This is a genomic window from Nodosilinea sp. LEGE 07298, from assembly GCF_015207265.1.
Taxonomy (GTDB): domain Bacteria; phylum Cyanobacteriota; class Cyanobacteriia; order Phormidesmidales; family Phormidesmidaceae; genus Nodosilinea.
On sequence record NZ_JADEXE010000282.1, the window covers coordinates 1 to 8,518 of the forward strand.

Consider the following 8,518-nt stretch of genomic DNA (forward strand, 5'->3'; position numbering starts at 1 on the left):
CAGGGTGACGGAGTTGACGGCGGGTTCGCCAAAGATGCCGAGGAAGCGACCTGCGGTAGTGGCGGCAATTAGAGCTTGCAGGTCGTCTGGGGAGATCTTGCGGACGGCGGCGACGCGGGCTACCTGGGCCAGGGCGCTGGCGGGGGAGATGTGGGGGTCGAGGCCGGAACCGGAGCTGTAGACCAGATCGGCGGTGGGCTCAATTTCTGCTGCCTCAAGGATTTCTGCTCTTTCCTCAACCAGGGCAATTAGGTCTGGGTTGCTGGGGGCCAGGTTGGTGGCTCCTGATAGGCCGGTGGGAGCGGCATCCTCGCCAATGCTGTAATCGACGGCACTGGGGCGGCTCAAGAAGTATTCTGCGCTGGTAAACGCTTGACCAATTAGGGTTGAACCAATGACCTGTCCCTGGTCGTTGACGATTAAGCTGCCGTTGGCCTGGGTGGGAAACGCAAGCTGGCCAATGCCGAAGATCAGCAGGGGGTAAAGGGCAGCGGTCAGAATCCAGAGGACGGCGGTGGTGCGGATGCTGGTGATGACGTCTTGAAGCATGGTTTTAGGGGAATTGTGGTACTGGGGACAGGGTCAGAACGTTTCAACGTTTCAACGTTCTAACGTTCCAAAGTTGGAGATTTTGTTTTTATGGCGACGATGGTGGCGATCGCGAATCCTCTCCATGTCAGCCCGACGAATGTGTCGCTGCAATCGGCCTAAGCGAATCTGCTCACGAATTTGGTTGATCAGTTTTTTCAGCATGGTTAAAATCGCTCCGGCTGCAGGATCACGGCGGTGAGGTAGATGGCGAGACCCGTGACAACGAGGCCGAGCAGCCCCAGGGCATAGGCGTTGCCGCGTTCGAGAGATTCGGTGGTGGCGTAGAGGGCGGGTGCGATCGCAAGGTTTAAACAGAGCGCCATAAACAGGCCCACCGCGAACCGATGGCGGCGCTGCTGCAAGGTTTCAAGCCAGGTATTGAGGTGTTCTAGGGGTTGGATGTTAAGCCGATTCATGGTGTAAATCTCCGTTACTGACAGGTGAGGAATGTTGTGGCTGTCTTCAGCCTCTTCAGCGATTAAAGCGGGGCCGGAGTTTACCCTGGCTAAAGGCGGCTCGGTCCAAGTTTTCCTGGGCGGGCTGATAGGCTGGGTCCAGGCTGTAAGCCGCTCGATAAAGTTTGAGCGCTTCTAGACAATCTCCCAGGTGCTCGGTAATTTGCCCCAGCAGGGTCAGTCCCTCAGGGCGTTCAGGAGCTAGCTTGAGCGCTTCTCCAATCAGTTGACGAGCCTGGTCGAAATCGCATTGCTGAGCCGCTTGCCGGGCCAGGGTAATCAGCTCGTCGTAGTCATTTGAGTCTGAAAAAGATGAGTCTGAAAAAGACATGGTTTGCAAGCTCTTAAGTCCGATTGATGCAGTCGTTAAACAGTTCATAGTTGGGCTAGGCCAGCCCTACGCCTCCGACGATTAGGTCAATTACCTTGATGGCGATGAAGGGGGCGATGACACCACCCAGGCCGAAGATCAGCATGTTGCGCTGCAGGAGCTGGTTGGCGGTCAGCGGGCGGAACTTCACCCCTCGAAGGGCCAGAGGAATCAGCGCCGGAATGATCAGCGCGTTGTAGATCAGGGCCGAGAGCACCGCCGACTGAGGACTGTTCAGACCCATGACGTTGAGAGCACCGATGCCAGCGGCGGCGAACATAGCCGGAATGATGGCGAAGTATTTAGCAATGTCGTTGGCGATGGAGAAGGTGGTCAGCGCCCCCCGCGTAATCAGGAGCTGCTTACCGATGGTGACCAGGTCGATCAGCTTGGTGGGGTCAGAGTCGAGGTCAACCATGTTGGCGGCTTCTTTGGCCGCCTGGGTGCCGGAGTTCATCGCTACGCCGACGTTGGCCTGGGCCAGGGCGGGGGCGTCGTTGGTGCCGTCGCCTGTCATCGCCACCAGCTTGCCCTTGGCCTGCTCGGCCTGAATCACCTGAATCTTGTCTTCGGGGGTGGCTTCGGCCACGAAGTCATCGACTCCGGCTTCTTTGGCGATTACGGAGGCGGTGATGCGGTTGTCGCCGGTCAGCATCACGGTACGTACCCCCATACGGCGGAGCTGGTCAAAGCGCTCGTGAATGCCGGGTTTGATGATGTCTTTGAGGTAGATCACCCCGTAGATATCTTCGTTGCGGCAAACGGCCAGGGGCGTGCCGCCCAGTTCCGAAACGCGGGTAAAAGCCGCTTCGAGTTCTGCCGGAGCCTGCCCGCCCCGCGATCGCACAAAGCCCCGAATCGCGTCGACGGCTCCCTTGCGCACCTCCTCGCCAGAGGGCAGGTCGGTGCCGCTCATGCGGGTGCGGGCCGAAAATTCGACGGCTTCAGCCCGATCGCGGTTAAAGTCGAGCTTGGCCCCCTGCTTTTCGGCCAGCCGCACGATGGATTTGCCCTCGGGGGTGGTGTCGAACACGCTGGCGGCCAGAGCGATCGCCGCTACATCCTGCATTGAGTGACCGTTGAGAGGAATGAATTCCTCCGCCAGTCGGTTCCCCAGGGTGATGGTGCCCGTTTTGTCGAGCACCAGGGTGTTGATGTCGCCGCAGGCCTCTACCGCCCGCCCAGAAGTCGCTACCACGTTGAACTGGGCTACCCGGTCCATCCCGGCGATGCCGATCGCACTCAGCAGACCGCCGATGGTGGTCGGAATCAGCGCCACCAGCAGGGCCACCAGAATGGTAATACCCACGGGACTATTGACATAGCTAGCCGGGGTAGGAACGGTGGCCACCACAATGAGGAATACCAGGGTGAGCACCGCCAGCAGCACCGTCAGGGCAATTTCGTTGGGGGTTTTGCTGCGTTCGGCCCCTTCCACCAGGGCAATCATGCGATCGAGGAAGCCTTTGCCGGGGTCAGCGGTGACGTGGATAGTCAGTTCGTCGGACAGAATGCGGGTACCTCCCGTGACCGAGCTGGCGACATCAGAGCCGGGCTCCTTGAGAACGGGGGCCGATTCCCCGGTAATCGCCGACTCATCGACCGAAGCAATGCCATCGATCACTTCACCATCAACCGGGATTACATCGCCCGCGATTACTTTGATGCGATCGCCCCGGTGCAGCTGGGTCGAACTGACCTCCTCCATAGAACCATTGGGGCGCAGGCGGCGGGCTGTCGTTTCGGACTTGGTGGAGCGCAGGGCATCGGCCTGGGCCTTCCCTCGGCCCTCGGCTACCGCCTCGGCGAAGTTGGCAAACACCAGGGTAAAAAACAGAATCAGCGTCACCAGGCCGTTAAACAGCCGGGGGCTTTCGTCCTGTACTGGGCCAAAGACAAACGGGTTGACCGTCAGAATGGCCGTGATGATGGTGCCAACCCAGACCACGAACATGACCGGGTTTTTCACCATGATGCGGGGGGCGAGTTTGGCAAAGGCCTGGCCGAAGGCTCGCTGGTAAAGACCAGAGGTGTTCACTTTAGGGGTATGGCGGCGATTTTCGCGAGGCCCGCTGGGCTGGCGGGTAGTCGTTTCAGTTTGTTGAGCAGTCATAGGTCAACTCTAGGAAGTTTAAAAAGGCTGGAGATTCAAGCAGAAAGGGTTAGCTCAGGCCGAGAGCTGCCTGGGCGATCGCAAAGCCCTCCGCCACTGGCCCCAGTACCAACACGGGCAGAAAGGTCAACGCACCGAGAATAACGATGGTGCCTGCGGTGATGCTGGTAAACAGAAACGTATCGGTGTGCAGGGTGCCTGCGGTTTCGGGAACCGGTTGCTTATGGGCCATGCTGTCAGCCAGGTAAACCAGCGCAATGATGGGCACATAACGGCCAACCAGGAGCGAGAAGCTAGCGCTCAGGTTCCACCAGAGCGTGTCGTCGGCCAGCCCCTCAAAGCCGGAGCCGTTGTTGGCGGCAGCGGAGGCGTATTCGTAAATCACCTGAGAGATGCCGTGGTAGCCGGGGTTGGTGATACCCGCCAGAGTGGCGACATCGGGGGCACCGACGGTTTCGGGAAAGGCCAGGGTAATCGCACCCGGAATCAGGATGGCAATCGGGTGGACCAGCAGAATGATGCTGGCCAGAACGATTTCCCGCTTCTCAATTTTGCGGCTGAGGAATTCAGGCGTGCGGCCCACCATCAGCCCGGTGAGAAAGACGGTGAGAATCAAAAACACAAATAGGTAGGCGGTGCCGGTGCCCTGACCACCCCAGATGATCTGCAAAAACAGGTCTGAGAGAGTGGCAAAACCGCCAGCGGGCATGAGGGAGTCGTGCATGCCGTTGACTGCACCACACATGGTGCCGGTTGTTGTCACTGCCCATAGCGCCGTCAAGGCCCAACCAAAGCGAACTTCTTTGCCCTCCAGGTTGGGGGCTTGTCCGCCCAGAATGCCGTTCACTACCGGATTGCCCTGGAACTCACCCACAGCGGTAATACCGACCATGACGGCGTAGAAGATGAACACCATGCCAAAAATTAGCCAGCCCTGGCGCGGTTTGCCCGCCATGATGCCGTAGGTGAGAATCAGCGCCGCCGGAATCACCACCATAATGATGGTTTCTAACAAGTTAGTGAAGTTGTTGGGGTTCTCGTAGGGGTGGGCGGAGTTAATGCCGAAGAAGCCGCCACCGTTTTCGCCCAGCTCTTTAATGATTTCAAAGTGGGCGACGGGGCCACGGGCAATATATTGCGTAGCACCTTCCAACGTTTGGGCGACAGCGGGGCCAGCAAAGGTTTCGGGCACTCCGGCAATCAGTAGTGCGATCGCCCCCACAATCGAAAACGGCAGCAAAATGCGGGTAATGGAAAGGGTTAAATCCACATAAAAATTACCCAGAGGATTGCCGGTAAGCCCGCGAATAAAGGCAATGGCAACGGCAATTCCCGTCGCCGCTGAGGTAAACATTAAAAAGCCCAGCGCCCCTACCTGCGAAAAGTAGCTATAGGTCGTCTCGCCCGAGTAGTGCTGCTGGTTCGTATTGGTCACAAACGAAATAGCGGTGTGCAGCGCCAGATCCCAGTCGGGGGCATCTAGATTGGTTGGGTTGAGCGGCAGCACTCCCTGCAGCATGAAGATGGCCAATACCAAAATCCCCATGACCAAGTTGCTCACCAGAATGGCCCGGATATACTGGCCGCCGGTCATGGCTGGCTGGCTTGAAAAGCCTCCGGAGGCAAACAAAAGCCGTTCTAGAGGTCGGGCAACGGGGTCGAGCAGGGTTCTCTGACCCATAAATACCCGTGCCATGTACTTCCCTAGGAAAGGAGCAACCACTAGCAAAATGAGTAAAGCAATAACGAGTTGTAGAAATCCTTCAAGCATGATGAATTTATGGGTAAGCGAAAGATCGGTCTAAACAGAGCAAGCTAAATTCGCCCCAAGACAGCTAGGGGTAGACCTGCCTCGATTCTCAAGAAAACCGCGATCGCAGGCTATTGAAATTCAAATCATGTCCAAGTTCAGAAATGGAGTTCTGCCTGTAGAAAACCTACAGATTTCGAGCTGAACTTGGGACAATTAATCAGCGTTAGTCTGTTGTGCCTGCTTCAAGCACAGGTCAAGCTCCGGCAATAATGCTTCATCCAAGGTAACCGCCACTAACCAGTCTGCTTCTGAGATGTCTGGGCTATCTGCCAAACTATAAACCCGGTTTTCACGCACTAGCCCTAGCAAAAAGCACCGCTCAGGCAGCGGAATATCGCTCAGTTTTGCTCCGATAAAAGCACTGTTGAAGTAGACCTGATGAATGGACGAAGATGGTTTCATGGTTAGCCCTGGCTCTCCCTTAGAGATTCCATGAGTTTTTCATAGTGTCCCTCTCGGTTCAACCTCCTAAATTACTAACCCTATTCTTGACCTAATTTTCAAAAAGCGAAAGGTATAGAAGCCTGTTTAGCCGCTTTTTATATTTCTCTGAATAGGCAAGCTGCATAGGCCGTGTTTAGATCGGCGGCGAGAACCTATATCATCTGATATATTTTGCGATCATCGTGCGATCGTCTACCCTAAAATAGATTGACAAACTATTGGCTTGACTGTTTATTGAATATTTTAAAAAACTTTGATAAATGCCCCTTACCTCTCAATCTCAGCTCAACAGTCTAATTCAAACCCGCCAGAAAATTCACTGGCTAATTGTGGCTCTGTTTGCCGTGGTGATTGTGCTCGACTACAGCACACCACCGCCCTACGTCTTTGGCTATCTGTACATTGGGGCAGTACTGCTGGCCAGCAGTAGCCGCCTGAGTCGGAGGGCGACCTTTACCATTACAGCCGTGGCAGTGCTGCTAACCTTGCTCAATCTAGTGATTCCTGGCAACGAGCCGATTACCGTGGTTTCTATCGCCAATCGTCTGATTACCGCTCTAGCCCTGGTTGTGACCGGGTGGCTGGGCGATCGTATTCAGCGCTACGAAGAAGCGATTACTCGCCAGCGATTACAGCTGATGGCCCAGGAGCAACTAGCGCAGGTGCGGGAAGACTTTGTCTCGACCCTGACCCACGACCTCAAGACCCCTTTGCTGGGGGCCATCGAAACCCTTAAAGCCCTCAGTGAAGGACTATTTGGCGCTATTTTACCGCCTCAACGCAAAGCGCTAGATGTGATGATGCGCAGCCATCAGAAAACGCTGGGGTTGGTGAACACGCTGATGGATGTTTACCGCAACGACGCCGAGGGATTGCACTTAGATAAGCAGCCTGCGGATCTAGTCACCCTGGCAGAAGAGGCGATCGCCGACGTAACCACCCTGGCCTCGTCTCGGCAGGTCTACCTGACCCTCAGCCACGAGGGGAGCGACTTTCGTCGGGCCTACCGGGTCAAAGCTGACCCGCTACAGCTGCATCGGGTTTTGACGAACTTAATCGCTAATGCAGTCAACCACTCCCTGCGAGGCGGGCGAGTCGAGGTGGTGCTGGGAGCAAGCAGCGGGTTTTACCAGGTGCAGATCAAAGACGAGGGCCAGGGCATTCGCCCTGAAGAAGTACCCCTGCTGTTTGAGCGCTTCTATCAGGGGTCGGGCGATCGCCAGGCCAAGGGCACAGGCCTGGGGCTTTACCTCAGTCGGCAAATTGTGGAGGCCCATGGCGGTAAAATTTGGGCAGAGCCGCGATCGCCCCAGGGAGCTATCTTTGCCTTTCGGCTTCCGGCCCATGTCGATGCCCCTAAACCGCAGCCCCTAAACCGCAGTACTTAGCACGTTGAATGGTTAACTCCCCAATTCAAATTCTACTGGTCGAAGACGATGAACTGTTTCGGCTAGGACTATCGACTCGACTACAGCAGGAATCTACCCTCCACATTGCCGCCGAAGCCGAGGATGGCGAAACGGCCATTCAGCAGGTAGAACAGCAAGATTTTGACATTGTGATTCTGGATGTGGGTCTGCCGGGTATCGGCGGCGTAGAAGCCTGCCGCCAGATCAAACAGCAGCAGCCCGACCTGCCGGTGCTGGTGCTCACCTCCCACTCCCAACCAGCCCTGATCGCCAAGCTGATTGAGGCGCAAGCCCAGGGCTACTGCGTTAAAGGAGTCGATGCCAATGCTTTGATTCTGGCCATTCAGTCCGTTGCCGCCGGAGCCTCCTGGTGGGACTCTACCGCGACCCGCGAGATTCAGGCGATCTTTCAGAGCAAGCAGCCCGCCGCACCCCCGCCAGCAGTTCCCACTGAGAATCCTCTCACCCAAAGAGAACAGGAGATTTTGGCCCTGATTGCCAGCGGGAAGAGCAATTCAGAAATTGCCGATGACCTATATATCACTGCGGGAACAGTGCGGGTTCATGTCCACGCCATTTTGCAAAAGCTGGAGGTGCGCGATCGTACCCAGGCTGTGGTGGTGGCGATGCAGATGGGTCTGGTTTCGACCTAGAGAAGTTTTAGGGAATGGCAATGCCCTGATTCTTTCTGGAGTTTAGACTACAGCCAGGTCACGACGAAGGACTTATGCCCTTGCCCCAGGGCCGCTGGCAGATTGTGCTGAGTTCCCAGACCCAGCGGCTGGTAGATGGCCTCGCCCTGCCGCTGGGCCTGCTCCCCCAGCATCGACCAATCGGCTGCCGTGAGCTGGATAACATCAGACGATCGGTTTAGGGCTGGTTTTCTACCGCTGACCAACGTTGTCATGATGGCCTTAAATCCTGTATTAAATGGGCAATAAGTCGGTATGGCAGAGGCAATATTTAAACTCAATGCTGGTCGAATTCGCTTTCAGGTTGTGCTGGAAGGAACTAAGATCAGTCGAACTGGGGAGTAATCGTTGGACAGCAAGCGAGCCAGGGCTGGAGTGACCTCCAAGCCCAAGCTTGTTTAATGCCCCATCCTGATAGCGTTCCATGCACTCTCGAGTAGTCTCATCCCTATACTTTTCAGTTTTAGAGATGTCTAATGCACGCATCTACCAACCAGAGCAATCCTAGTTCCACCCAAGTTTGTGTCGAGTAAAATAGGGGTAGAGCGCTTAGGAGGCCAACGTGATGGCCAAGCAACGACGGAAGCGTGGAACCGCAGGCGATAAAACGATTTGTCTTCCCATTGCAGAC

The 8,518-nt window shown here is 56.1% G+C and carries 10 protein-coding genes; 2 read left to right on the forward strand and 8 right to left on the reverse strand.

Annotated features, from left to right (window positions below):
* From kdpC to IQ273_RS26555, 7 genes are all read right to left on the reverse strand, one after another.
* Positions 1 to 549, reverse strand: a 549-nt coding sequence (gene kdpC, locus IQ273_RS26525; protein ID WP_194026143.1) for a K(+)-transporting ATPase subunit C, incomplete at its 3' end; no start/stop codon positions are given.
* Positions 550 to 600: 51 nt separating this feature from the next.
* Entirely contained in the window at positions 601 to 753 is a 153-nt protein-coding gene (locus IQ273_RS26530; protein WP_194026144.1) for a hypothetical protein, read from the reverse strand.
* Positions 754 to 755: 2 nt separating this feature from the next.
* On the reverse strand, positions 756 to 1,007 hold the full coding sequence (kdpF, locus tag IQ273_RS26535) for a K(+)-transporting ATPase subunit F (RefSeq protein ID WP_194026145.1): 252 nt from the start codon (positions 1,005 to 1,007) through the stop codon (positions 756 to 758).
* A 55-nt stretch (positions 1,008 to 1,062) separates the two neighbouring features.
* Positions 1,063 to 1,377, reverse strand: a complete 315-nt coding sequence (locus IQ273_RS26540) for a hypothetical protein (protein ID WP_194026146.1) — start codon at positions 1,375 to 1,377, stop codon at positions 1,063 to 1,065.
* A gap of 55 nt (positions 1,378 to 1,432) precedes the next feature.
* On the reverse strand, positions 1,433 to 3,529 hold the full coding sequence (kdpB, locus tag IQ273_RS26545; RefSeq protein WP_194026147.1) for a potassium-transporting ATPase subunit KdpB: 2,097 nt from the start codon (positions 3,527 to 3,529) through the stop codon (positions 1,433 to 1,435).
* A gap of 49 nt (positions 3,530 to 3,578) precedes the next feature.
* The gene (kdpA, locus tag IQ273_RS26550; protein WP_194026148.1) at positions 3,579 to 5,300 is read right to left on the reverse strand and encodes a potassium-transporting ATPase subunit KdpA; all 1,722 of its coding nucleotides are present in this window, start codon (positions 5,298 to 5,300) and stop codon (positions 3,579 to 3,581) included.
* Positions 5,301 to 5,495: 195 nt separating this feature from the next.
* Entirely contained in the window at positions 5,496 to 5,744 is a 249-nt protein-coding gene (locus tag IQ273_RS26555; RefSeq protein ID WP_194026149.1) for a hypothetical protein, read from the reverse strand.
* Between the two features lie 302 nt (positions 5,745 to 6,046).
* Between IQ273_RS26555 and IQ273_RS26560 the strand changes: the two genes are divergently transcribed.
* Both IQ273_RS26560 and IQ273_RS26565 read left to right on the forward strand, forming a co-directional pair.
* Positions 6,047 to 7,174, forward strand: a complete 1,128-nt coding sequence (locus tag IQ273_RS26560) for a sensor histidine kinase KdpD (RefSeq protein ID WP_194026150.1) — start codon at positions 6,047 to 6,049, stop codon at positions 7,172 to 7,174.
* An 8-nt stretch (positions 7,175 to 7,182) separates the two neighbouring features.
* The gene (locus IQ273_RS26565; protein WP_194026151.1) at positions 7,183 to 7,848 is read left to right on the forward strand and encodes a response regulator transcription factor; all 666 of its coding nucleotides are present in this window, start codon (positions 7,183 to 7,185) and stop codon (positions 7,846 to 7,848) included.
* A gap of 47 nt (positions 7,849 to 7,895) precedes the next feature.
* Here the strand turns inward: IQ273_RS26565 and IQ273_RS26570 are convergent, their stop codons facing one another.
* Entirely contained in the window at positions 7,896 to 8,102 is a 207-nt protein-coding gene (locus IQ273_RS26570; protein ID WP_194026152.1) for a hypothetical protein, read from the reverse strand.
* Positions 8,103 to 8,518: the final 416 nt, after the last annotated feature.

Excerpts from the sequence above, each read along its gene's own strand:
- kdpF (WP_194026145.1), bottom strand. The coding sequence starts at position 1,007 with ATGAATCGGCTTAACATCCAACCCCTAGAACACCTCAATACCTGGCTT.
- IQ273_RS26565 (WP_194026151.1), top strand. The coding sequence starts at position 7,183 with ATGGTTAACTCCCCAATTCAAATTCTACTGGTCGAAGACGATGAACTG.
- IQ273_RS26530 (WP_194026144.1), bottom strand. The coding sequence starts at position 753 with ATGCTGAAAAAACTGATCAACCAAATTCGTGAGCAGATTCGCTTAGGC.
- IQ273_RS26555 (WP_194026149.1), bottom strand. The coding sequence starts at position 5,744 with ATGAAACCATCTTCGTCCATTCATCAGGTCTACTTCAACAGTGCTTTT.
- kdpB (WP_194026147.1), bottom strand. The coding sequence starts at position 3,529 with ATGACTGCTCAACAAACTGAAACGACTACCCGCCAGCCCAGCGGGCCT.
- IQ273_RS26570 (WP_194026152.1), bottom strand. The coding sequence starts at position 8,102 with ATGACAACGTTGGTCAGCGGTAGAAAACCAGCCCTAAACCGATCGTCT.
- IQ273_RS26540 (WP_194026146.1), bottom strand. The coding sequence starts at position 1,377 with ATGTCTTTTTCAGACTCATCTTTTTCAGACTCAAATGACTACGACGAG.
- IQ273_RS26560 (WP_194026150.1), top strand. The coding sequence starts at position 6,047 with ATGCCCCTTACCTCTCAATCTCAGCTCAACAGTCTAATTCAAACCCGC.
- kdpA (WP_194026148.1), bottom strand. The coding sequence starts at position 5,300 with ATGCTTGAAGGATTTCTACAACTCGTTATTGCTTTACTCATTTTGCTA.